The following is a 20,766-nucleotide window of genomic DNA, read 5'->3' as shown; positions in this document are numbered from 1 at the left end:
GAGGGGGCCTGCGATGACACGCCATCCCGAGGGACCGGACGCGGCGCAGAAAACCCCACGGTCCGGCCCGGACGACGACCGCGCCGACGCTCTCACGGTGACGGCTCTCCTCAACTGCCTGGTCCGCGAGGTGGCCAGGCCCGAGAGCGGCCAGGACGACGGCCACCGGCTCTACCGCCTGCCGACGACCGGCCACCTGCTGCGGGTACGCGCTGGACGCTACCCCGGGCACCCCGCCCTGTACACGGCCGGCGGCTGGCTCCCCCTGTCCCTGGACCCCCTGGTGGCGCTGACCGCCGAGGAGCTGACCGCGTACACCGGTGTCTCCAACGGCACCCTCGCCGACGAGATCCGCCACAGCAGGGACGTCGTCGCCACCCTGCTGTCCACCCGAACGGCGACGGCGAACCCGTTCCAGCCCGCCGCGACCGCGACACCGTTCCCGGCCGCTCAGACCTCGCCCATCGAGCTGTTCCTGCGGTCCGAGCAGGCCCTGGTCGCGGGGCACCGCTACCACCCGGCGCCCAAGGCCCGTGGCGGACTCGGCCCGGACTCCTGGCTCCCCTACGCGCCCGAGGCCCGCGCCCGCTTCCCGCTGACCCTGCTCGGCGTGCCGCCCGAGGCCGTACTGGAGGAGGGCGACCCCACCGCGCTGGACGGGCTCGGCCCGCCGCCACCCGATGGCGGCCTCCTGCTGCCGGCCCACCCTTGGCAACTGGAGCTGCTGGGCGGACCGCCAGCCCTGCGCGACGGGCGGCTGCGGTATCTGGGCGAGAGCACCGCCGTGGCCGTGCCGACCTCGTCGCTGCGGACGGTGTACCTGCCGGACGCGGACCTGTTCTGCAAGTTCAGCCTCGACGTCCGGATCACCAACGACGTCCGCCGCCTCTGGTCCCGCGACCTGCGCCGGCTGACCACCGTCGACGGCCTGCTGCGCGCGGTCTTCGACGACCTGCCCGCGCACCTGCCGAGACCGTCCGTGCTGTCCGACCGGGGTTACCGCACCGTGGACCTCGGCGACGGCGGCGAGGCGCTGGCGGTGATCGTCCGCGACGGCCTGGGCGCGCACCTGCGGCCCGGCCTGACGGCACTGCTGGCGGCGGGGATCGGCGAGGGCTTTCCCGGCAACCCGCTCGACGGCCTCGACGAGGACCGGGCCCTCACCTGGTGGCAGCGCTACCTCGAGCTCGTCGTACCACCGGTCCTGCACGCGTACCTGCGCCACGGCGTGGTCCTGGAGTGCCACCTGCAGAACGTGCTCATCGGCGTGGACGTCACCGGAACCCCGGCGCAGGCGATCTTCCGCGACCACGAGGGCGTCAAGCTGGTCACCGACCGGCACCCCGCCGTCCCGGGCGTCGGCGCCGCCTACGGCTGGGAGCGGCTGGTCTCCTGCCTGGTGACCAACAACTTGTGGGAGATCGCCGGGGCGATCGAGGAGCGCCACGCCGGACTCGGCGGCGAGCTGTGGGCGCGGGCCAGAGAGCTGCTGGCCGGGTACGCGGGCGACCATGCGCCGATCCGCGCCCTGCTGGCGGCCTCCCACGTGCCCGCCAAGGCCAACCTGCTGCTGCGCTGGCTCGGCGCCGACGGCGGCGAGATGCGCTGCGCGCCCGTCCCCAATCCGCTGCGACCAGTAGCGGGCCGGCACAGAAACCGTGACTATGGTCATCGCTACTAGTAACCAAATAGCTACTGTCAGTGACGATGCCGGATAGGTAGACAGGTCGTGTCCGGCCATCATCTCTGAAAGGAGAAGGGTCATGCACGCACCAGCGGCGTACGAGCCGCCCGCCCTGGTTGAGGTCGGCGATTTCGCCGATCTCACGTGCGGCTACCCGTCGGGCTCCGTCATCGACTGGCCCGCCAATCCGTTTCAGTGGTTCTCCGGCTGACGGGCGGGCGCAACGGTGCTAGGCGAGATGTGGTTCGCCGTGCTACCCGACGGTGAAGCAGGTCTTGCCGCGGCAGGCGTGCTGCTCCCCAGGGCCGGTCAGGTGATCGAGCACGCCTCCGGGCGGCCGTGGTTGATCGGCGACTGGCCCGGCCACCAGATCCGTCTGGCAGCCGTGGGAGCGGCGCGGGTGGCGGTGCTCGGGCGCTGCCCGGTCACCGCCACCGACCTGGCCCTGCGGCTGGATCGGATCTCCGACGTCGAGCGGCTCGAACAGGTCGTCGCGGGGCTGGCGGGCAGCTTCCACCTGACCGCCTCGATCGACGGCAGGACCGCCGTACGCGGCACCGCCTCGGCCGTGCGGCGGATCTTCCACGCCCGCGTACGCGGTGTGACGGTGGCCGCCAGCCGCTCCGACGTGCTCGCGTGGGCGACCGGCGGACGGATCAACGAGCAGGTGCTGGCCACGCGACTGCTCCCGAGCGGGGTGGTCGCCCCGTTGCAGGACCTCGGTGTGTGGCGCGACGTCACCTGCCTGCCCCCCGACAGGACGCTGCTGATCGAACCCGACGGCACGATCCGCGTCCGCACCTGGTGGCACCCGCCCGAACCAACCCTGCCCCTGGTCGAGGGGGCGAGCGCCCTCCGCGAGGCGCTGACCGGCGCCGTGGACACCTGCACCGCGGACGGCGGCACGATCAGCGCCGACCTGTCCGGCGGACTCGACTCCACCAGCCTCTGTTTCCTGGCCGCCGGCGGCCCGGCACGCCTGATCACCGTGCACTGCGAGGGCCTGGACCCGGGCAACGACGATCCGGCCTGGGCCTTCCGCGCGGCCACCGCGTTGTCGGCGGCCACGCACCTCGTCATCGGCAACGACGAGTTCCCGCTGTGGTTCGCCGGCCTGACCGAGTCCCAGCCGGCGATGGAGGAGCCGTCGGGCTGGGTCCGCGACGCGGCGCGGCTGGCCGACCTGGCCTGGCGGCTGGGCACCGCCGGCTCCCGGCTGCACCTGATGGGGGTCGGTGGCGACGAGCTGTTCTCGCCTCTTCCGCCCTACCTCCACGACCTGGTCAGGGAGCGCCCGTTCACCGCGCCCGCGCACCTGCGCGCCCGCCGGGCCCGCTGGCGGACCTCCTGGTGGCGGCTGCTGCGGGCGGTGGCCGACCGCACCGACCACGCGGCCTGGCTGGGCCGCCGCACCGCCGAGCTGCGCGCCGCGCCCGCGGCCCCGGACCCGCACTCGATGGCGTGGGGACCGCCGCTGCGCATGCCGCCCTGGGCCACCCCCGGCGCCGTCAACGCGGCCCGCGACGTGCTGGCCGGGATCGCCGCCGGGCAGCCGGCGCCGCTGTCGCCACGGCGCGCCCAGCACCAGGCCCTGCTCTACGCGCGTGCCTGCGGGGCCGGGCTGCGTCAGATCGACCAGGCCACCTCCCGGCTGGGGCTCCCGTACGCCGCGCCCTACCTGGATGACGCCGTGATCGAGGCCGCGCTGTCGGTGCGGCTGGATCAGCGCGCCGGTCTCGGCCGGTGCAAGCCGCTGCTGGCGGCGTCGATGGCCGGCATCGTGCCGTACGAGATGCTGGAGCGCTCGACCAAGGGCGAATACAGCGCCGACTTCTACGCCGGATGGCGGCGCCATCGTGACGGCGTGCTGGAGCTGTTCGACGCGTCGGAGCTCGGCCGGCTCGGTCTGATCGACCCCGGCGTCCTGCGTGCCGCCCTGCTCGGCGTGCATCCGCTGCCGCACGTCATGGGACCCCTGTCGCAGACGCTGGCCTGCGAGATATGGCTGCGCTCACTGACCCCCCTTCGGATGCCGGCCATGACCACGGGAGATTCGTGATGCCCTTCAGCCTGCGTGGCGGCGTGTCCGCCGCGCACTCCATCGACGGCATGGTGCTGCTCGACGAGCGCACCGGCCGCTACTGGCAGCTCAACGCCACCGCCACGCTGGTCCTGCGGACGCTGCTCTGCGGCGCCGCTCCGGGCGAGGCGGCCAAGAGGCTGACCGGCGACCACCCGGGGCTCTCCGCCGAGCAGGCGGACCGCGATGTCGCCGACCTGCTGGCGGGCCTGCGCCGAGCCGGACTGGTGACGCCATGAGCCGCCCGATGACCCCCGAGGTTCGCGCCTTGCCGCCGCTCGTCCGGACCCCCGCGGCTCTGCTGGCCGTCGCCGCGGCCCGGGCGCTGGCCGCGCTCACGCCGCACCGGATCCGGTGCGTGCTGGAGGTGATCCGGCGCGGTGCCGTCGCCGCGACGGCCGCGCAGGCCCTGGCCGCCAGGGACGACGTGGTGGCGGTGAGCGCGCGCTGCGCCGGGCCCGCCTGCCTGCAGCGTTCGCTGGCGACGGCCATCCTGTGCCGGCTGCGGGGCACCTGGCCCACCTGGTGCGCGGGGGTGCGCGTCGAGCCGTTCCGCGCGCACGCCTGGGTGCAGGTGAACGGGCAGCCGGTCGGCGAGCCCTACGCGGCCGGCTACTACCGGCCGATCATGACCGTCGCGGCCCCGAACACCGCGCCATGAGGCCGGGGACGATCCACACCCGCTCGCTGCGCAAGTCCTACCAGGGCATGCGCGCGGTGTGCGGGATCAGCCTGAACGTCGAGGCCGGCGAGATGTTCGGCTTCCTCGGACCCAACGGGGCGGGCAAGTCCACCACGATCTCGATGCTCTGCACGCTGCTGCGTCCCAGCGGCGGCCGGGCGCTCGTCGCGGGCATCGACGTACGCGACGACCCGAAGGAGGTACGCCGCCGCATCGGGCTGGTCTTCCAGGAGCCGACCGTCGACACGGACCTGACCGTCCGCGAATACCTCGCCTTCCACGCCACCCTGTACGGCCTGGGCAAGCACGACGCGCGCCGCCGGGTGGCCGAGGCCGCGGACCTCGTGGGCCTGACCGGCCTCGGCGACTCGCTGGTCCGCAAGCTGTCCGACAGCATGAGACGCCTGCTGGAGATCGCCCGCGGGCTGCTGCACGAGCCGGGGGTGCTGTTCCTCGACGAGCCCACGGTGGGCCTCAACCCGCAGGCCCGCGCGGAGATCTGGGAGCACCTGCGCGAGTTGCGCCACCGCCGGTCCATCACCGTCTTCCTCACCACCCATTACCTGGAGGAGGCCGAGAGCTGCGACCACATCGCCATGGTCGACCGGGGCCGCGTGGTCGCCGACGACTCGCCGGCCGCGCTCAAGCGGCTGATCGGCACGGACCGCATCCACCTGCGCACCGGTGACGACCAGGCCGCCGCCGCCACGCTCTCCGATTACCTGGGCCTGGCCAGCGCGTGGGGGCCGGACGGCCTGTACGTCGAGGTGACCGACGCGGCCACCGCCATCCCCTGGGTGTGCACCGTGCTGCGGGTGCCCGTGCACTCGATCGAGGTACGCCGGCCCAGCCTGGACGAGGTGTTCCTGCGCTACACCGGCCGGACCTTGGACGGCGTGGCGCGTTCGGAGGTGTCGCTGTGACCGCGAGCGCCAGCCTCACGCCCTCGTCACGTCTCCTGCACCGGCTCCTGTGGGAAGCGCGGGCCGCCCATGTGGTGTGGCGGCGGGAACTGCTCCACTCCGTCCGCAACCCCGCCCGCCTGCTCATGGCGCTGGTCCAGCCGGTCGTCTACCTGCTGGTCTTCGGCATCGGGTTCGCCGCCATGCTGCCGATCCACGGCGGCTATCTCACCTACCTGTTTCCCGGCGTGCTGATGATGACCGTCCAGGCGCCCGCGATCGCCATCGGCTCCTCCATCGCGGTCGACCGTGAGGCCGGTTTTCTCAGGGAGATGCTGGTCGCGCCCGTGCACCGGGTGAGCCTGCTGGCCGGTCGGTGCGCGGGCGGCTCCACGGTCGCCACCTTCCAGGGCGTGCTCGTCCTGGGTCTGGCGGGGGTGGCGCACATCCCGTACACGCCCGAGCTGATGATCGAGCTGGTCGCCGAGATGGCGTTGCTCGCGTTCACCATGACCGCGTTCGTCACCCTGCTGGCCGTGGTCATCGCCCCGGCGCCGACCTTCCACGCGGTCATAGGGTTCACGCTGACGCCGATGACGTTCCTGTCGGGCGCGCTGTTCCCGATGGGGGGCCTGCCCGGCTGGCTGACCGCTCTCATGGTGGCCAACCCGCTCACGTACGTGGTCGACCTGCTCCGGCGGACCATCGCCCCCTACCTCGCGCCGCAGGAGCCCGCCGCCGTGCACTCGCCCGTCCTCATGGAGCTCACCGTCACCGCCGCGGTCGGCCTGCTCTCCCTCCTCCTGGCCGCCCGCCGCCTCTCCCGCCCACGCTGAGGGGGCGACCTCTAGACCAGGCCGACCATGAAACCCTCATCGCGGATGCCCAGGTACGCCGCGGGGCGATACTGCCGCATCGCCTGCTCGATGACCGGGATGTACTTGGGGTTGGAGCCGAGCGGGAGCCGGTAGCCGTTCTTGACCGTGTGGAACTCCCACAGGTGCTCCAGTTCCGGGTGCCGGGCGCGGAACCCGGGGTCGGCCGGGAAGAGGTCCAGGCGCACCATCACCTTGCGCATGATGTAGTCGGCGAGCTTGACCCGGCGCTGCTGGGTGCGCGAGATGCCCACCCCCGCCAGCTCGGCCCACGGCGCCGACCACGGCTTGCCCTGGGGGTCGTCCCAGCGGACGCCGTAGCCGTCGAAGACCAGCTTGCGGGGGCGGCTGAGCTTGCGCCACGTGATGATCGGCAGGGCGCCGATGGTCAGGAAGACCAGCCCGAACAGCCCGGCGACGACGGTGGCCCCGCCGCCGCCCGTCACCTGGCCGGTGAGCGCCGACACGATCGCGAAGAGTCCGATGACCCCCGCAACGGAGCCGCCGATCAGTGCCTTCACCTTGGCGTCCGTACCGACGTCGATCACCACGGGAGGCGGCGTGAAGGCGGGGGACTGCTGCTGGGGATAAGGGACGTTGAACTGTTGTGGCTGTTGCGGCCCGTACGTCATGAAACGTCAGGCTAGTTGGGGTGATCAGGCCTTCTTTCACGCTTCATAGTTTTGCTAAGGGTGTTCAGCAGGTCCGGGTGGCGAAGGCCAGGAACTGCGTCGTCTCCTCGGCGTCGAAGTTGTCGTCCGAACCGATCACCAGCGTGCACTCGCCGGTGCGCAGCCGCGGTCCCCAGGCGAGGCTCTCCAGGTTCTGTACCGGCGTCCGGACCTTGTCGAGGTCGGCGACCAGGTGCTTGGACACCGCGCGGTACGGCTCGCCGGTGAACAGGCTGTCCCTGTCCAGCACGTTCGTGGCACCGCTCAGGTCGATCTCGTACAGCTTCACCCGGTAGCCGACGCCTTCGAGCCAGGAGCGTTCCAGTGCCAGGAACCGGTGGTCGTCGATCGCGAGGATCTCCGAGACCCCGCTGTCGGTGTGCCCGGTCGGCGGGATGGGGGCGGTGGGCAGCGGGTCGACGCGGTAGACGTACTGGGCGCGCGGCGAGCCGCCGAAACGGTCCCACACGGTGAGGCGGGCCTCCGCGCCGTGCTCGACGGTCGGCGGCTCCCCGTCCTCGAACCGCGGGCCCTCGGTCATGGCCGTGATCGCGCGCGGGGTGATGGCCAGGCCCTCGATGCCGAAGTTACGCCTGGGCCCGTTGTCCATGGCGGTCATGCGCAGGTTGGCGGGCATCGGCAGGTCGTCGGTCTGCCGGCCCTGGGTGTCGGCCCGGTGGACGTACAGGCCGGACAGCGGGATGTCCGGGCGGCCGGCTTCCGGCCGGTCGCCTTCGTCGCCCCACAGCAGCCGCCGGGTCCACGGGTCGTAGCGGATGGACTCGGGGTCGGCGGACTCGGGCTTGCCGTACGGCGGGTAGGTGCTCCCGTCGGGGCGCAGGAGGGTCTTGGCGGCGGTGAGGCGTACCCCGGTGAAGGCGCCGGTCGCAGGGTCGATGTCGAGACGCCCGGTGTAGAAGCGGGCCGGGCCGTAGCGGCCCCGGTCGTCGGAGATCAGGTACCAGGTGCCGGTGCGCGGGTCACGGTCGAGGCCGGACAGGCCGCCCACCGTGGTGCCGGCGTAGGGCATCTTGTGCGGCAGCCGCTGCTCGCCGAGGAAGCGGGTGATCTCCACGGCTCGCGGTGGGGCACTCGCCGCCGTGGCTGCGGGCACGGCGGCGAGGCCGATCGTGACCGCGAAAGCCACGGCAATTCCCAATATTCTCCGCATCGACCTCTCCCTGCTCGGTGATACCAGCGGGAATATGAGATCGCGGATTCACGGGAAAGTCCATGCATATTTAATTGGCGGCGATTACCGAGAAAATGCCTCACATGATGGCGAGTTGCCCGCCGTCGATGACCAGCTCGGCGCCGTTGATGAAGGACGCGTCATCCGAGGCCAGGAAGGCGTATCCGGCCGCGACCTCCGCTGCCAGCCCGGCCCGGCCGAGCGGGATGTGGTCGCGCTCGTACGCCGACACGAAATCATCGGCGAGCCCGGACGAGATCGCAGAATTCAATGGAGTCTTGATATATCCAGGACAGAGGGAATTGACCCGGATCCCGTGTTTTCCGAGCTCCACGGCCATTGTCTTGGACAGCAGAAGCACGCCGCCCTTGGACGCGTTGTAATGCGCGTAGTCGGCCTCTCCGCCGAGCCCGTTCGTGGACGACATGTTGAGGATCACCCCGCCGGAGCCGCGCTCCACCAGATGCCTGGCCACGGCCTGGGCGACCAGGAACATCCCGCGCAGGTTCACCGAGACGATCCGGTCCCAGTGATCAGGCGTGATCTCCAGGAACGGCTCACGCCACGCGATGCCCGCGTTGTTGATCAGGACGTCGATCGCGCCCATCGTCGCGATCGCGCCGTCCACCAGCCGGGTGACGTCGGCCGCCGAACTGACGTCACCCGCCAGCCCGCTCACCTCGCCGAGCGGCGCGAGGTCGGCCACCGCCTGATCCACCTCGGCTTCACTCAGGCCGCCGAGCACGACCTGGGCGCCTTCCTCCAGGAATCTGCGGGCGGTGGCGGCGCCGATGCCGCTGCTGCCACCACTGATCAGCACCCGCTTCCCGGCCAGTCCGCGCATGATGCCCTCCTCTGTCGCTCTGAAGGTAGCACTGGTTCCGCCATACGCAGGGGCGTTCTGTCATTCGGAAAATCAGTAGGCCCGAGCCGAGGCGCTGGAATGTTCCAAAGGACACTTGACACGTGCTCAGGGTTGCTGATGCACTTCCAGTGATTCGGAATAGCATTCCTTATAGCGGAATGGAGCAGACATGAGACTCGGCACGGCACGGGTCGGCGAGACCCGGTTCGCCGCGGTGCGGCGCGATGAGCTCTGGTACGCCCTCGACGTCCCGCCCGGCACCTCGATCCGGGCGGTGCTGGCCGAGGGGCCCGATGAGATGCGGCGGCTGGCCGGTTCGGCGGCCCGGCCCCTGCCCGGCGCGGTGCCCGACGCGCCGGTGCGGCCCGGCAAGATCGTGGCGATCGGGCTCAACTACCTCGACCACATCCGCGAGGCCGGCATGGACAAGCCGGCGCGGCCGCTGATGTTCGCGAAGTTCCCGTCCAGCGTGATCGGCCCCGGCGAGCCGATCGTCATCGACGGCGACCTCACCGAGCGGGTGGACTGGGAGGTCGAGCTGGCCGCCGTCATCGGGACGCCGCTGCGCCACGCGAGCCCTCGGGAGGCGCTGGCGGGCGTGGCCGGTTATACCGTCGCCAACGACGTCTCCGCCCGTGACCTGCAGTTCGCCGACGGGCAGTGGACCCGCGGCAAGAGCCTGGACACCTTCTGCCCGCTGGGCCCGGCCATCGTGACGCCCGACGAGCTCGACGACCCGCAGTCGCTGCGGCTGTGGACGACCGTCAACGGCGAGACCGTCCAGGACTCCAGCACCGCCGAGATGCTCTTCGGCATCGCCGAGCTGCTCGCCTACTGCTCGCGCGCCTTCACCCTCGATCCGGGCGACGTCGTGCTGACCGGCACGCCATGGGGCTGCGGCGAGTTCATGGACCCGAGGCGCTCGCTCCAGCCCGGCGACACCGTCGAGGTGGGCGTCGAGGGCATCGGCACGCTGGCCAACCCCGTGGCGTGAAGCGGTGGCCCCGCGCGGACAGGGCCACCGCGGCCGGCTACCTACAGGGCTTGTAGGGCAGATCCTGGAGGGAGTAGTCGGTCGCCTTCTTGATGGCGTTGACGTTGAGCGTGGCCGCCTTGCCGCAGAAGCTGGACGGCGAGGTCAGATACTCCACCTGGAAGACCGGCTTGCCCGCCTGGACGAACGGGGTGAGCTCTCCGCACTCGTCGAACTCGAAGCACTGCTCGTTGACCGCGTAGTCGAAGTCGCCCACCAGGTCGGACACCTGGGAGAGATCGTTCTTCAGCGCCACCGACAGGCCCTTGGCATGACCCATGGCGGCCAGCGCCCGGTTGAAGATGAGCTGGGTGGCCGGGGAGACCGTCCAGCCGGTGACCGACTTGCCTTCTTCGTGGGCGTTCACCACGTCGAACTCGACGCCGTCGAACCCGGCCTGGACGCACTTGTCGACCCGGGCCGACATCATCGACAGCAGGAAGTCGCGCTGGCCCTTGTCGTTGTTGATGTTGGCCCAGCGCTCGTTCGGGAACTCGTCGCTGAACGGCTTGCCCAGCAGGGAGTTGCCGTGGGCGTTGTCCCAGTCGACGAACGTCTGGTAGTCGGGCCGGAAGTCCTCGATCGACCCGGCGTCGACGTAGCAGATCGCCTTGGCGCCCTTCGCGTGGATGGCGGTGACGGCGGCGGTGTTGAGCGTGGTGTTGTTGCCCACGACATCGGCGTCCGCGTAGAGGTCGATGTCGAACACGGTCGGCTTCACACAGGCGCCGCCGCTCTGCGGGACCTGGCAGATGTCGACGTTGACGCCGCCGGTCGAGGGGTACGCGGAGTTGCCCTGGAGCTGGTACTGCCAGCGGCTCTGCAGCGGCGGCTGCCAGATCGCCGCCCGCGCGGCGGTCCCGGAGGCGGCCGAGGCGTCGGCCGACGCGGCGGCGCCGAAGGCCATCACCGGGGCGACGACCAGGGCCGCGGCCACGGCGGACCGGGTGAAGAGCGATCGCATGTTGACCATACACTCACCTTCTATTCCGAATAGCGGAATGTTATTCCGACATCAAGGAAATCGGGCAAGATCGTACCTTGTCAATCTTGTCTCGATATCGAGAATTCCGCATAAAAGCCATGCAACGCCGAGCAAGCTGCCCCATCAGCTCTTTCCGTATAGCGGAATGCTAGTCTGTATCGTGGATAGGTGGCTATACTCACCGCACGCAGTGGGCCTCATGCCCGCCGTGCTCTGTGGAGGGAAAGAGCCCCATGGCACGCATCGTCGTCATCGGCGCCGGCAGCGCCGGAGTCAACAGAAACGTCCTGGCCGCCGTCGCGGCCGTCGCCCTGGTCGCGACCGGCTGCGGGTCGGCCGCCGAGGAGCAGGCAACCGGGCCGGTGCAGCTCACCATCTGGCACGGCCAGACGGACTCCGCCGGCAAGTCGATCGAGAAGCTGGTGACCCGGTTCAACCAGGGCCACCCCGAGATCAAGGTGAACATCGAGCCCGGGGCCGCGACCGCCGACGGCATGCTGCCCAAGCTCACCGCCGCCCTCACCTCCGACGCCTATCCCGACATCGCCTACCTCTACGGCTCCTGGGCACCCAACATCGCCAGGAACCCGAAGACGGCCGACCTCACGGCGTACACGAAGGACCCGGCCGTCGGCTGGGCGGACTTCTGGGCCAGCGAGCGGGCGGCGGCCACCGTCGAGGGCAAGGTCGTCGGCTTCCCGGCGGTGGTCGACAACATGGTGGTCCTGTACAACAAGAAGCTGCTGGCCAAGGCCGGGGTCGAGGCGCCGAAGCCCGACTGGACCTGGGACGACTTCCGGGCGATCGCCAAGAAGACCACCGACGCCGCGTCCGGCACCTTCGGCACCACCTGGCCGATCAGCGGCGGCGAGGAGGCCGTCTGGGGCCTGTGGCCGCTGATCTGGCAGGCGGGCGGCGACGTGCTCTCCCCCGACAGCAAGAAGGCCGTCTTCAACTCCGCCGCCGGGCAGCAGGCACTCGGCCTGCTACGCGGCATGGCGGTCGACGACAAGTCGCTCTACCTCGACTCCAGCCCGGCCGAGAAGGGTCAGAAGCTGTTCGAGTCGGGACGGCTCGGCATGTTCCTGTCCGGCCCGTGGGTGCTGTCCGACCTGCGGACCGCCAAGGTCGACTACGGCGTCGTCCAGCTCCCCGGCACGAACGGCAACCACGAGACGGTCTCGGGACCCGACAACTGGGTGGTGTTCAAGCACGACGATCGCCGCGTCAAGGCCGCCACCACGTTCCTGACCTGGCTGACCGCGGCCGACCAGCAGCTCGAATGGATGAAGGACACCGGCTCGCTGCCCATCCGCGAGTCCATCACCAAGCTGCCCGGCTACCAGGACTATCTCAAGAAATATCCGGGGATCGACGTGATCTCCGGCAACCTGGCCAACGCCAAGCGGGTCAGGCCGCCGACGACCAGATATCCGCGGGTGTCCGCCTTCGTGGCCGAGGCCATCGCGCAGACCCTGCTCGGCAAGGCCGACGCCAAGACGGCCCTGGACGAGGCGGCGGCCAAGTCCGACGCGGCGCTCGCCGTACCAGGGTCATGAACAGCACCGCGCCGGCCCTGAGCCGGACGGCCACCGGTCACCGGCAGCCGCGTGACCGCCGCAAGCTCGCCGACAACGTCGCCGGCTGGTCCTTCGCGGGCCCCGCCTCGCTGATCATCCTCGGCTTCTCGCTGATCCCCATGGTGTGGGCGCTCGCGCTGTCGTTCACCGACTCCGACCTGCAGTCCCCGGGACAGAACGTGGGGCTGGCCAACTACCGGGCGCTGATCGCGGACCCCGTCTTCTTCCAGGCGCTGCGCAACACCGGGCTGCTCGTCGTGCTCTACATCCCGGCGTCGCTGATCGCGGGCCTGCTCGTGGCGGTGCTGCTGAACAGGAAGGTACGCGGGATCGGGTTCTACCGGACCTGCTTCCTGGTGCCCTACATCGCCTCGGCGACCTCGGCCGGGCTGCTGATGGGCTACATCTTCGACCGCGACTTCGGGCTGATGAACGGGCTGTTCGTCAAGCTCGGGCTGCCGATGCAGGGGTTGCTGAGCAGCCCTTCGCAGGCCATGTACGTGCTCACGCTGATCTTCTTCTGGACCCGGTTCGGTTTCGCGGTGGTCATCTACCTGGCCGCGATCCAGGAGATCAACAAGGAGATCCTGGAGGCGGCCTCGATCGACGGGGCGAGCCGGTGGACCACGTTCCGGCACATCATCGTGCCGTCCGTACGGCCGATGACGGTCTTCCTCACGATCTGGGGCGTGATCGACGCGCTGCAGTTCTTCGACCTGGTCATGACCACGACCAAGGGCGGACCGGCCAACGCGACCGTGACGATCGTCTACTACATCTGGCAGCTCGCCTTCACCTACTTCACCGCCGGGTACGGCGCGGCCGTGGCGTACGTGCTGTTCGTCGGCACCCTCGTGCTGATCGTCGGTGGCTTCCTGATCGCCCGCAGGAAGGGGGCCATGGCGTGAAGAAGCTCTCTCTGCCCAGCAAATGGCATCTGGTGCTGCTGCCGATGTCCGTGGTGACCGTGCTGCCGTTCGTCTGGATGATCCTCAGCTCGGTGATGACCCAGGGCGAGCTCAACCGGTTCCCGCCGCCGTTCTGGCCCGAGGGCATCGACCTGGGTGGCTACCGCACGGTGCTCAACGGCTCGAACTTCCCCCGCTGGTTCCTCAACAGCGTGATCGTGTCGGGCGCCATCGTGCTGGCCCAGCTCGCGCTCTGCAGCCTGGCGGGCTACGCGTTCGCCAGGATCAGGTTCGTCGGCTCCCGGGTCACGCTGGTCCTGGTCATCGCCACCGCGCTGATCCCCTTCCAGCTCACGGTGATCCCCACGTTCCTGATCTTCAACAAGGTCGGGCTGACCGACACGCTGGGCGCGCTCATCGTGCCGCAGCTCAGCTCGGCGGTCGGCATCTTCCTGATGACCTCGTTCTTCCAGTCGTTCCCGAGGGAGCTGGAGGAGGCGGCGCGGATCGACGGCTGCTCGCGCTTCGCGGTGTTCTTCAGGGTGGTGCTCCCGGTGGCCAGGCCGGCGCTGGCCGCGCTGGCCGTCATCACGTTCATCACCGCCTGGAACGATCTCTTCTGGCCGGTGGTGGTGATCAACTCCGATGCCAACTACACCGTGCAGGTGGGGTTGACGTCGTTCCAGGGCCAGCATCGGGCCGACTGGCCGGCGATCATGGCGGGCACGGTGCTGACGACGCTGCCGGTGCTGGGTGTGTTCCTGTTCGGCCAGCGCCGGTTCGTCCAGGCGCTGACCGGCGCGGTCAAGGGCTGAGGTCGCGGTACGGGTTGGCGGGCAGGCCGGTGAACGAGGTGCGCCGGCGCCACAGCTCGCCGCCCGTGCTGCCGTCCCACGCGGTGGTGACGTACAGGATGTCGAGGTCGGGGCCGCCGAAGGCGCAGCTCGTCACGTTGGTGGCGGGCACCTCGACCGTCAGGTCGAGCCGGCCGTCGGGCCGCAGGCGGACGACCTTGCCGCCGCCCCACAGCGCCACCCACACGTGGCCCGAGGCGTCGACCGTGAGGCCGTCGGGCTGCGGGAGCACCGCGAACATCCGGCGGTCCGCGATCCGACCGGTCTCCGGGTCGTAGTCGAAGACGTCCACCCGGTCGGTGACCGTGTCGACGTAGTAGAGCAGCCGTTCGTCGGGGCTCCACGCGACGCCGTTGGAGATCGAGACGCCCTTGACGACCCGCTCGCTGCGCCGGTCGGGGCCGAGACGGTAGAGCGCTCCCGCGCCGGGCGTGTCGTCCTGGGCCATGGTCCCGGCGAAGAACCGGCCCGCGCGGTCGCACGCGCCGTCGTTCATCCGGTTCCCCGGCCGTTCGGCCGCCGTCACGGGCGCGACGACCGTCAGCGCCCCGTCATGTACGGCGAAGCCGTCCCTGACGGCGAGCGCCAGCCCGCCGGAGGCACGCGGAACCGCCACGCCCACCGGCTGCCCCATGTCGATCGACTCGTACGAGCCGTCGGCCGGGTCGAGCCGGTGCACCAGGCCGGCCGGGATGTCCACCCACAGCAGCGTCCCCGTCCGCTCGTCCCAGCGCGCCCCCTCACCCAGCCGCGCGTGCGGTACGGGCACGACCTCCATTGCCACTCCTTTGTTCCGTATGTCAGAACGTCATTCCACACTCTCAGCAGATCATCGGGAAGATCGGGCTGTCAACCCGTCAGACCTGCTCGTCCACCGCCCGCCGCAGGACGTGACCCACCTCTTCCAGCCGGGCCGGCGACATCCTGTCCTTGATCGCGGTCACGCTCACCGCCGCGACCGGAGCCGTCCGGCCCAGGAAGAGCGGGGCGGCCACGCAGCGCACGCCGGGCTCGTTCTCCTCCAGGTCGAGCGCGTAGCCGCGCTGCCGGACCTGGTCGAGGTGGGTGGCCAGCTTGGCCGGGTTCGTGATCGTGTTGCGGGTCCTGGTCGCCAGCGGGCCGTAGCGCTCCGCCCACGCCTTGATCGCCTCGTCGCTCGGGTACGTCCAGGCCAGCAGCGCCTTGCCCACGCCCGTGCAGTGGGCCGCGTTGCGCCCGCCGACCACGGAGGTCATCGTGATCGACCGCACCGCCTCGACCTTGTCGAGGTAGACGACCTCGCCGCCGTCCAGCATGGCCATGTGCACCGTCTCGGTGAACTCCTCGCTCAGGCGCAGCAGCAACGGGCGCACCAGCGTGCGCAGGTCCATGGTCTCGTAGAACCTGAAGGCCGTGGCGAGCATCTCGGTGCCGAGGAAGTAGGGCCCGCTGGGCTCCGGCTGCGCGGCGAACCCGCGGTGCTTGAGCGCGCCGAGCAGCCGGTGGAGCGAGCTCTTCGGCAGGCCGAGCCGGGTGGCCAGCTCGTCGAGCGTCACCCCCCGGCTGTGCTTGCCGATCTCCTGGAGGATCAGCAGGGCGCGGTCGACGCTGCCCACCGGTGACTGGGTCTCGGCCATGAGCACTCCTAGCAAATTCCGAATAATGGAATGCTTGAGCGTACTGCGGAATCAGCGTGCCGTCCAAATCCTCTGTGACATCTCCTTACGGCATAAGCTATTGTACGGAAAGCATTGGTTTACGGCGTATGGAGTTAGAAGGAGAGCCCCGATGCCCGAGGCGAAACTGCACGACGGAAGCACCATCGAGCTGGCGGTCCACGGCCAGGGCCCGACGCTGCTGCTGCCGGTCAACCCGGTGCCGGTCGAAGGCGCCCAGGCCGACGCGATGCGCGAGTGGGGCGTCGACCCCGCGCTCGGCCGGTCCCTCATCGACGGCCTGGCGGACGCCTTCAGGGTGGTCGCCTTCGACTACGAGGGCCACGTCATGTCCACCCCCAAGCCCGACACGCTGACCCCGGCCAACGTCGCCGCCGACCTGCTCGCGGTGGCCGACGCCGTGGACGCGGCCCGGTTCACCTACTACGGCTACTCGTGGCTCGCCCTCAGCGGGTTGCAGCTGGCGATCAGGACCGACCGGCTGTCGGCGCTCGTCATGGGCGGCTACCCGCCGCTCGGCGGACCGTACGCGGAGATGCTCCGCGTGACCACGGTCACCCACGAGATGTCCGGCCAGACCCCCGCGCCGCAACAGAAGAAGGAGCCGACGGAGGCGTACGACTGGGACTCCGTCGAGGTCACCCTGACGGAGGCCCAGACCCGGCAGTTCGTCACCCTCTACGAGGAACTGCGGAGTTTCGACGACCGGGCGGCGCAGACGAGCCTGAGCTGCCCGCGCCTGTGCTTCGCGGGCTCGGCCGACAAGATCGAGTACAGCGAGCGGTGGGGCGGCGTGACCGTGGACATCGCCGGGCCGATCGTCAGCCGGCGGGCCGAGCTCGAATCGCTCGGCTGGGAGGTGCGCGTGCTCGACGGCCTCGACCACACGCAGGCGATGCAGGCCCCCAACGTCCTGCCGGTCCTGCGGCCCTGGCTCGACAGCCGGGTCACGGGGTCGTGAGCTCACCGATGGGGACGCGGCGGAAGGCGATGGTGGAGTAAGGGCTGGTGTCGCCGGTCTCGTACAGCAGCCCGACCGTGTCCGCGTCCACCCTGACCAGGTCCGAGTAGGCCGCGGGCAGGCCCGACACCGTGTGCACGGCCCGCCAGGTGACACCGCCGTCCGTGCTCGCCCGCACCGTCATCACCGCTCGGGCGTCAGGCACCCCCGGGCCGGAGAACAGCAGGATGTCCGGCTCGTCCCATTGCAGCACGCTGCCCTCGACGACCGGGCAGACCAGCCCGGCCTGCGGGCGGAACGGGGCGGCGAGCGTCTGACCGCCGTCGGCCGAGTAGGCGTCGGCCCGGTTGCCGGGAGCGGTGGAGTCGGTGCGGGAGTTGACGTAGATCCGGCCGTCCGGCAGCTCGGTGGCCGTGGACTCGTTGATGTTGAGGTAGCCGTCGGGTTTGTCGTCGACGTACCCGAGGCGCCAGGTGGCGCCGCCGTCGTCGCTCAGCAGGGCGTGGCCGCCGTTGTACTTGCCCTCCGTGCCGTTGTCGGCGCCGGCCGGGGGCAGCGAGTGGTTGGCGGGGACCACGAGGCGGCCCGCGTGGGGTCCGCGCCTGAGTTCGAGCGCGTGGCCGGGGCAGGTGGCGTACCAGCGCCACTTCGGCTGCTTCACGCCGGCGGTGATCTCGCGGGGCGCCGACCAGGTGAGGCCGTCGTCGTCGCTCGACTGGACGTACACGCGGCGGCCGTCGGCGGCGGCGACCTGGCCGCGCCTGATCTTCTCCTCGGTGGCGGCGGGTCCGTTGCGCACGAACACCAGGACGATCCGACCGTCGCGGGTCACGACGGGGGCGGGGTTGCCCGCCGTGCCCTTGCGCGGCTCCGTGGCGACCACGTGCGGCCCGTCCCAGGTGGCACCGCCGTCGGTCGACCTCTTGAGCACGATGTCGATGTGGCCCGAATCGCCCGCCGAGCCGTGCCGCCCCTCGGCGAACGCCAGGATCGTGCCGGCCCGGGTCACCACCGCCGCCGGGATCCGGAACGTGTGATAGCCGTCGGTGCCCGCCCGGTAGGGCACTGATGTGGGGTAATCGTGCGCCATCGGGTTCCTCCTCGTCCGCCTGCGGATGCGACCCTATGGCGCGTACGTACCTTCGCCGGGCCCGCTCACCTGCCCGCCCACAGGCGATCATCCGTTGCTGCACCGGAGTTAACGCGCTCTTCACCGCGCGAAGACCGCCGGCCCGGTGCCCGGGGTGTGGACATCGGGCCGGTATCGGCCGCCGGACGTTCAGTCGTCCCAGAGGGACCCGCCGGCGTCGCTGCGGCTGGGGCCGGAACAGCGATCTTGCTCCACTACTGTAAGTAACAGTCGGTTGCCTGCCAAGGAACGCCACGCCCGCTGCCAGCCAATTGCCAGGAACGCTGGGTAACCTCCAAGCGCATGACCTGGCAGCACAAGTTCAACGAGGCGCTCGGCAAATACGCCGGCGTCCAGTTCTCGCGGGTCAGGAAGGCGGCTCCGGAGAGCCCGGCGAGACCGCCCGCCGACCCCGCCGACAGGCTGTTGCGCGAGCCGGTGTTCATCCTGTCGCCGGTCAGATCGGGCTCCACCCTGCTGCGCTCGATGCTCGACGCCCACTCCCTGATCCACGCCCCGCACGAGCTGCACGTGCGCCGGCTCGCGGTCGAGTTCGGGACGTCGCTGGCGGAGCGGTCGATGGCGGCCCTCGGTCACAACCGGTGCGATCTTGAGCATCTGCTCTGGGACCGGGTGCTCCACCGCGAGCTGGTCCGCAGCGGCAAGCGGCACATCGTGGACAAGACCCCGGCCAACGCCTTCGCCTACCAGCGCATCGCCACCTGCTGGCCCGACGCGCGCTTCATCTTCCTGCTGCGCCATCCCGCCTCCATCGCCGCCTCCTGGCACGAGGCCGACCCGGACAAACGCGACCGCGAACAGGCCGCGGCCGACGCGCTGCGTTACATGAAGGCGGTCCAGCGGGCCAGGAAGGGGCTCACCGGCCTGACCGTGCGTTATGAGGACCTGACCGCGGACCCCGAGCGAGAGACGAGATCCATCTGCGAGTTCCTGAGCGTCCCCTGGGAACGGGAGATGCTCACGTACGGCCGGCCCGACGTGCTCAAGAAGGGCCTCGGGGACTGGCAGGACAAGATCCGCTCCGGCAGCGTGCAGCCGGGCCGCGACCTTCCCGCACCTGAGGAGGTGCCCGAGACGCTCCAGGCCATGTGCCGGAGCTGGGGATATTCATGAAAATCCGTTATCTGCTGCTGCATGCCTACGGTCAGGGCGGCACGATCCGCACCGTGATCACCCAGGCCAACGCGATGGCCGCGCTCGGGCACGAGGTGGAGATCGCCAGTGCCGTGCGGCGGAAGGACAGGCCGCGATTCCCCGTCGATCCCCGGGTGGCGCTGGTGCCCCTGGCCGACCAGCGTGCCGGCGTCCCGGCCGACTCGCTGGGCCGCAAGCTGTGGCGGCGGATGCGCGGCAAGATCGTGCCCTTCGGGGAGTTCGCCGCCGAGTACTTCACCGAACGGGTGGAGAGGGCGGTCATCGACTACGTCTCGGGCCTCGAAGGCGGCATCCTGGTCACGACCCGGCCCGCGCTCAACCTGATCTCCGCCCGCCGTACCCCCAAGAGCGTCATCTGCGTCGCCCAGGACCACATGAACCTGGGCGCCTATCCCGAGACGATCAGGCGGGAGATCGCCCGCTACTACGGCCGGTTCGACGCGATCGTCGTGCTGACCAGGACGAACCAGGTCGAATACCGCATCCTGCTGCCCGGCACGCCCATCGTGCGCATCCCCAACGCGGTGCACGCGACGGGGCAGGTCTCCAGGCAGGTGAACCCGGTCGTGGTGGCGGCCGGGCGGCTGGTCAAGCAGAAGGGCTTCGACCTGCTCATCCCGGCCTTCCAGAAGGCGGCGGAGCGGCATCCCGACTGGCGGCTGCGCGTCTACGGCGGCGGCCCCAGGAAGGCCGAGCTCGCCGCGCTCGTCTCCGAGCTCGGTCTGGAGGACCGGGTGCAGCTGATGGGCCGTACGGATCGGTTGGAGGAGAAGCTGGCCGAGGCCTCGATCTACGCGCTCTCGTCCCGCTTCGAGGGGCTGCCGATGGTGATGATCGAGGCGATGGGGCACGGGCTGCCGGTCGCCGCGTTCGACTGCCCCACCGGGCCCGCCGACGTGCTCACCTCGGGCAAGGACGGGCTGCTCGTGCCGCCCGGGGACGTCGACGGGCTGGCCCACGCCCTTGACCGGCTGATGTCCGACAAGGCGCTGCGGCTGCGGATGGGCGCGGCGGCCAAGCGGACGGCCGGCAACTACGAGGCCGACTCGGTGATGCCCTTATGGGAGGACCTGTTCGCCGAGTTGCTGAGCCGCGAGCCCATCAACGACAGCTACTGGACCCGTTAACGGCCCTGCCGGTCCCGCCACTCGGAGACGACGCGCTCGACGTCGTAGGGCATCAGGTTGAGCGGCGGGCCCTGCAGTCCGGTCCTGATGGCCTCGCGGATCCTGGCGTTGATCTCCTCGACGATCCGCCGGGCCTCTGTCTCCGACCTGGCGCCCGCGGCTTCGGCGAGCGCCTCCTCCGCGGCCTTGCGCAGGGCGAGCGTCGGGGGCAGCGGCATCGACAGGCCCTCGCTGCGCACCTTCTGCTTGATCCACCACATCTCGTCGTCGGGCTTGTCAAGGTCCGGAAGGGGCTTGCCCGTGCCGGGCAGGTTGTCGAACTCGCCGCGCTCGGTCGCCTCGCGGATCTGCCGGTCGATCCACGACTCGAAGCTCATGCCGCCTGGTTTGCGCTCTGTCATGTGAGG

22 protein-coding genes are annotated in these 20,766 nt (G+C 70.4%); 14 read left to right on the top strand and 8 right to left on the bottom strand.

The window, feature by feature from the left end; genetic code table 11:
• Nucleotides 1-13 precede the first annotated feature (13 nt).
• The 7 genes from KME78_RS31755 to KME78_RS31725 all read left to right on the top strand — a co-directional run bounded on the left by KME78_RS31755 (nucleotide 14) and on the right by KME78_RS31725 (nucleotide 6,184).
• Nucleotides 14-1,681 carry an IucA/IucC family protein gene (locus KME78_RS31755; RefSeq protein ID WP_246652365.1) on the top strand — a complete coding sequence of 556 codons (1,668 nt, stop codon included), beginning with the start codon at nucleotides 14-16 and terminating at the stop codon, nucleotides 1,679-1,681.
• 82 nt (nucleotides 1,682-1,763) lie between these two features.
• The gene (locus KME78_RS31750) at nucleotides 1,764-1,895 is read left to right on the top strand and encodes a lasso RiPP family leader peptide-containing protein (protein ID WP_219533058.1); all 132 of its coding nucleotides are present in this window, start codon (nucleotides 1,764-1,766) and stop codon (nucleotides 1,893-1,895) included.
• A 27-nt stretch (nucleotides 1,896-1,922) separates the two neighbouring features.
• Nucleotides 1,923-3,743, top strand: a complete 1,821-nt coding sequence (locus KME78_RS31745; RefSeq protein WP_219533057.1) for an asparagine synthase-related protein — start codon at nucleotides 1,923-1,925, stop codon at nucleotides 3,741-3,743.
• Complete coding sequence (locus tag KME78_RS31740) at nucleotides 3,743-4,003, top strand: lasso peptide biosynthesis PqqD family chaperone (RefSeq protein WP_219533056.1); 261 nt, start codon at nucleotides 3,743-3,745, stop codon at nucleotides 4,001-4,003. The genes KME78_RS31745 and KME78_RS31740 overlap by 1 nt, the downstream gene beginning before the upstream one ends.
• On the top strand, nucleotides 4,000-4,425 hold the full coding sequence (locus KME78_RS31735; RefSeq protein ID WP_219533055.1) for a lasso peptide biosynthesis B2 protein: 426 nt from the start codon (nucleotides 4,000-4,002) through the stop codon (nucleotides 4,423-4,425). Before KME78_RS31740 ends, KME78_RS31735 begins: the two co-directional genes overlap by 4 nt.
• Nucleotides 4,422-5,369, top strand: coding sequence for an ABC transporter ATP-binding protein (locus tag KME78_RS31730; RefSeq protein WP_219533054.1), 948 nt, complete (start codon nucleotides 4,422-4,424; stop codon nucleotides 5,367-5,369). Before KME78_RS31735 ends, KME78_RS31730 begins: the two co-directional genes overlap by 4 nt.
• On the top strand, nucleotides 5,366-6,184 hold the full coding sequence (locus tag KME78_RS31725) for an ABC transporter permease (protein WP_308127215.1): 819 nt from the start codon (nucleotides 5,366-5,368) through the stop codon (nucleotides 6,182-6,184). The genes KME78_RS31730 and KME78_RS31725 overlap by 4 nt, the downstream gene beginning before the upstream one ends.
• An 11-nt stretch (nucleotides 6,185-6,195) precedes the next feature.
• On the opposite strand, the gene KME78_RS31720 is transcribed toward KME78_RS31725, so the two are convergent.
• The 3 genes from KME78_RS31720 to KME78_RS31710 form a co-directional block, all read right to left on the bottom strand.
• Nucleotides 6,196-6,855 (bottom strand): hypothetical protein, encoded by a 660-nt coding sequence (locus KME78_RS31720; RefSeq protein WP_219533053.1) that lies wholly within the window; start codon nucleotides 6,853-6,855, stop codon nucleotides 6,196-6,198.
• Between the two features lie 64 nt (nucleotides 6,856-6,919).
• On the bottom strand, nucleotides 6,920-8,065 hold the full coding sequence (locus tag KME78_RS31715; RefSeq protein ID WP_219533052.1) for an esterase-like activity of phytase family protein: 1,146 nt from the start codon (nucleotides 8,063-8,065) through the stop codon (nucleotides 6,920-6,922).
• Nucleotides 8,066-8,165: 100 nt separating this feature from the next.
• Nucleotides 8,166-8,930 (bottom strand): SDR family NAD(P)-dependent oxidoreductase, encoded by a 765-nt coding sequence (locus tag KME78_RS31710; protein WP_219533051.1) that lies wholly within the window; start codon nucleotides 8,928-8,930, stop codon nucleotides 8,166-8,168.
• Between the two features lie 190 nt (nucleotides 8,931-9,120).
• On the opposite strand from KME78_RS31710, the gene KME78_RS31705 reads away from it, so the two are divergent.
• On the top strand, nucleotides 9,121-9,945 hold the full coding sequence (locus tag KME78_RS31705; protein ID WP_219533050.1) for a fumarylacetoacetate hydrolase family protein: 825 nt from the start codon (nucleotides 9,121-9,123) through the stop codon (nucleotides 9,943-9,945).
• Between the two features lie 37 nt (nucleotides 9,946-9,982).
• Here the strand turns inward: KME78_RS31705 and KME78_RS31700 are convergent, their stop codons facing one another.
• Entirely contained in the window at nucleotides 9,983-10,957 is a 975-nt protein-coding gene (locus KME78_RS31700) for an endo alpha-1,4 polygalactosaminidase (RefSeq protein WP_219533049.1), read from the bottom strand.
• Nucleotides 10,958-11,202: 245 nt separating this feature from the next.
• Here KME78_RS31700 and KME78_RS31695 point away from each other — a divergent pair, with 245 nt between their 5' ends.
• The 3 genes from KME78_RS31695 to KME78_RS31685 are packed head-to-tail and all read left to right on the top strand — an operon-like array spanning nucleotide 11,203 to nucleotide 14,272.
• Nucleotides 11,203-12,528 (top strand): ABC transporter substrate-binding protein, encoded by a 1,326-nt coding sequence (locus KME78_RS31695; protein ID WP_219533048.1) that lies wholly within the window; start codon nucleotides 11,203-11,205, stop codon nucleotides 12,526-12,528.
• Nucleotides 12,525-13,457, top strand: coding sequence for a carbohydrate ABC transporter permease (locus KME78_RS31690; RefSeq protein WP_219533047.1), 933 nt, complete (start codon nucleotides 12,525-12,527; stop codon nucleotides 13,455-13,457). The genes KME78_RS31695 and KME78_RS31690 overlap by 4 nt, the downstream gene beginning before the upstream one ends.
• On the top strand, nucleotides 13,454-14,272 hold the full coding sequence (locus KME78_RS31685) for a carbohydrate ABC transporter permease (RefSeq protein WP_219533046.1): 819 nt from the start codon (nucleotides 13,454-13,456) through the stop codon (nucleotides 14,270-14,272). Before KME78_RS31690 ends, KME78_RS31685 begins: the two co-directional genes overlap by 4 nt.
• Here the strand turns inward: KME78_RS31685 and KME78_RS31680 are convergent.
• Together KME78_RS31680 and KME78_RS31675 are read right to left on the bottom strand one after the other, a co-directional pair.
• On the bottom strand, nucleotides 14,262-15,089 hold the full coding sequence (locus KME78_RS31680; RefSeq protein ID WP_219533045.1) for an SMP-30/gluconolactonase/LRE family protein: 828 nt from the start codon (nucleotides 15,087-15,089) through the stop codon (nucleotides 14,262-14,264). The two genes, KME78_RS31685 and KME78_RS31680, sit on opposite strands and share 11 nt — an antisense overlap.
• A gap of 79 nt (nucleotides 15,090-15,168) precedes the next feature.
• On the bottom strand, nucleotides 15,169-15,927 hold the full coding sequence (locus tag KME78_RS31675; RefSeq protein WP_219533044.1) for an IclR family transcriptional regulator: 759 nt from the start codon (nucleotides 15,925-15,927) through the stop codon (nucleotides 15,169-15,171).
• A gap of 151 nt (nucleotides 15,928-16,078) precedes the next feature.
• Between KME78_RS31675 and KME78_RS31670 the strand changes: the two genes are divergently transcribed.
• Complete coding sequence (locus KME78_RS31670) at nucleotides 16,079-16,927, top strand: alpha/beta fold hydrolase (RefSeq protein ID WP_219533043.1); 849 nt, start codon at nucleotides 16,079-16,081, stop codon at nucleotides 16,925-16,927.
• On the opposite strand, the gene KME78_RS31665 is transcribed toward KME78_RS31670, so the two are convergent.
• Nucleotides 16,914-18,017, bottom strand: a complete 1,104-nt coding sequence (locus KME78_RS31665; protein ID WP_219533042.1) for a sialidase family protein — start codon at nucleotides 18,015-18,017, stop codon at nucleotides 16,914-16,916. The two genes, KME78_RS31670 and KME78_RS31665, sit on opposite strands and share 14 nt — an antisense overlap.
• Before the next feature lie 342 nt (nucleotides 18,018-18,359).
• Here KME78_RS31665 and KME78_RS31660 point away from each other — a divergent pair, with 342 nt between their 5' ends.
• The gene (locus tag KME78_RS31660; RefSeq protein WP_219533041.1) at nucleotides 18,360-19,190 is read left to right on the top strand and encodes a sulfotransferase family protein; all 831 of its coding nucleotides are present in this window, start codon (nucleotides 18,360-18,362) and stop codon (nucleotides 19,188-19,190) included.
• Complete coding sequence (locus KME78_RS31655) at nucleotides 19,187-20,359, top strand: glycosyltransferase family 4 protein (RefSeq protein WP_219533040.1); 1,173 nt, start codon at nucleotides 19,187-19,189, stop codon at nucleotides 20,357-20,359. Before KME78_RS31660 ends, KME78_RS31655 begins: the two co-directional genes overlap by 4 nt.
• On the opposite strand, the gene KME78_RS31650 is transcribed toward KME78_RS31655, so the two are convergent.
• Entirely contained in the window at nucleotides 20,356-20,760 is a 405-nt protein-coding gene (locus tag KME78_RS31650; RefSeq protein ID WP_219533039.1) for a DnaJ family domain-containing protein, read from the bottom strand. The genes KME78_RS31655 and KME78_RS31650 overlap by 4 nt on opposite strands.
• Nucleotides 20,761-20,766: the final 6 nt, after the last annotated feature.

This window comes from Nonomuraea guangzhouensis (genome assembly GCF_019396345.1).
In the GTDB taxonomy this organism is placed as follows: Bacteria; Actinomycetota; Actinomycetes; order Streptosporangiales; family Streptosporangiaceae; genus Nonomuraea; species Nonomuraea guangzhouensis.
Note: the sequence above shows the minus strand (reverse complement) of the source record. Positions and strands in the feature narration are given on the sequence as shown.

What these genes read in the sequence shown, in the direction of transcription:
- KME78_RS31755 (WP_246652365.1), top strand. Translation starts at nt 14, where the DNA reads ATGACACGCCATCCCGAGGGACCGGACGCGGCGCAGAAAACCCCACGG.
- KME78_RS31750 (WP_219533058.1), top strand. Translation starts at nt 1,764, where the DNA reads ATGCACGCACCAGCGGCGTACGAGCCGCCCGCCCTGGTTGAGGTCGGC.
- KME78_RS31745 (WP_219533057.1), top strand. Translation starts at nt 1,923, where the DNA reads ATGTGGTTCGCCGTGCTACCCGACGGTGAAGCAGGTCTTGCCGCGGCA.
- KME78_RS31740 (WP_219533056.1), top strand. Translation starts at nt 3,743, where the DNA reads ATGCCCTTCAGCCTGCGTGGCGGCGTGTCCGCCGCGCACTCCATCGAC.
- KME78_RS31735 (WP_219533055.1), top strand. Translation starts at nt 4,000, where the DNA reads ATGAGCCGCCCGATGACCCCCGAGGTTCGCGCCTTGCCGCCGCTCGTC.
- KME78_RS31730 (WP_219533054.1), top strand. Translation starts at nt 4,422, where the DNA reads ATGAGGCCGGGGACGATCCACACCCGCTCGCTGCGCAAGTCCTACCAG.
- KME78_RS31720 (WP_219533053.1), bottom strand. Translation starts at nt 6,855, where the DNA reads ATGACGTACGGGCCGCAACAGCCACAACAGTTCAACGTCCCTTATCCC.
- KME78_RS31715 (WP_219533052.1), bottom strand. Translation starts at nt 8,065, where the DNA reads ATGCGGAGAATATTGGGAATTGCCGTGGCTTTCGCGGTCACGATCGGC.
- KME78_RS31710 (WP_219533051.1), bottom strand. Translation starts at nt 8,930, where the DNA reads ATGCGCGGACTGGCCGGGAAGCGGGTGCTGATCAGTGGTGGCAGCAGC.
- KME78_RS31705 (WP_219533050.1), top strand. Translation starts at nt 9,121, where the DNA reads ATGAGACTCGGCACGGCACGGGTCGGCGAGACCCGGTTCGCCGCGGTG.
- KME78_RS31700 (WP_219533049.1), bottom strand. Translation starts at nt 10,957, where the DNA reads ATGGTCAACATGCGATCGCTCTTCACCCGGTCCGCCGTGGCCGCGGCC.
- KME78_RS31695 (WP_219533048.1), top strand. Translation starts at nt 11,203, where the DNA reads ATGGCACGCATCGTCGTCATCGGCGCCGGCAGCGCCGGAGTCAACAGA.
- KME78_RS31690 (WP_219533047.1), top strand. Translation starts at nt 12,525, where the DNA reads ATGAACAGCACCGCGCCGGCCCTGAGCCGGACGGCCACCGGTCACCGG.
- KME78_RS31680 (WP_219533045.1), bottom strand. Translation starts at nt 15,089, where the DNA reads ATGGAGGTCGTGCCCGTACCGCACGCGCGGCTGGGTGAGGGGGCGCGC.
- KME78_RS31675 (WP_219533044.1), bottom strand. Translation starts at nt 15,927, where the DNA reads ATGGCCGAGACCCAGTCACCGGTGGGCAGCGTCGACCGCGCCCTGCTG.
- KME78_RS31670 (WP_219533043.1), top strand. Translation starts at nt 16,079, where the DNA reads ATGCCCGAGGCGAAACTGCACGACGGAAGCACCATCGAGCTGGCGGTC.
- KME78_RS31665 (WP_219533042.1), bottom strand. Translation starts at nt 18,017, where the DNA reads ATGGCGCACGATTACCCCACATCAGTGCCCTACCGGGCGGGCACCGAC.
- KME78_RS31660 (WP_219533041.1), top strand. Translation starts at nt 18,360, where the DNA reads ATGACCTGGCAGCACAAGTTCAACGAGGCGCTCGGCAAATACGCCGGC.
- KME78_RS31655 (WP_219533040.1), top strand. Translation starts at nt 19,187, where the DNA reads ATGAAAATCCGTTATCTGCTGCTGCATGCCTACGGTCAGGGCGGCACG.
- KME78_RS31650 (WP_219533039.1), bottom strand. Translation starts at nt 20,760, where the DNA reads ATGACAGAGCGCAAACCAGGCGGCATGAGCTTCGAGTCGTGGATCGAC.